At 70.2% G+C, this 504-nt stretch carries 1 protein-coding gene; it reads right to left on the minus strand.

Annotated features, from left to right (window positions below):
* Positions 1 to 415 (minus strand): hypothetical protein (locus Q664_RS26270; RefSeq protein WP_152622348.1); only part of this gene is annotated, 415 nt, incomplete at its 3' end.
* Positions 416 to 504 lie beyond the last annotated feature (89 nt).

Here is a 504-nt window from a genome sequence, read left to right on the forward strand (position 1 = left end):
ATTTCCCCTCGAGGAGGCGGCGCCACTGGCGGAGCCGAGGGCTCACGTAGTCGAGCTCGCCGGTGGCAGGGCTCCAGCGACTCGTTGTGTCGCGCAGAAGGAGCTCCACTCCTGGAAGTTTGGACGGCAGGCCCGCGGACTGGGCTGGGGCTGGCTCGGGGCGGAGAGCTGTGCCAGTGCAGCCCGAGGTCGTGCACTGGAAGTCCACGCGCCCGTCCCTGCTGATCGCCCAGGCCGTCTTGCCGCACTTCTCGCAGGCCGTCTTGGGCAGCTTGAGTGGGGCCTTCCGCGCTGCGCCCGGCTTCGGCGCGAGGATGGCCCGTCGCGGGTCATCCACGATGGCGAGCACGAGGGTGTCCGTCTTCGCGTCCGCGTCCAGCTCGTAGAGCCAGTCGTTGCGCAGGCTCGTCGGCATGTTGCGCCGCCACCGCTGCAGGTCGTCCGGCCACCCTCCGCGCGGGTACTGCTTCGCCAGCCTCTCAAGGCGCCGGGTGATGGAGCCAT

This window comes from Archangium violaceum Cb vi76, assembly GCF_000733295.1.
Lineage (GTDB): Bacteria > Myxococcota > Myxococcia > Myxococcales > Myxococcaceae > Archangium > Archangium violaceum.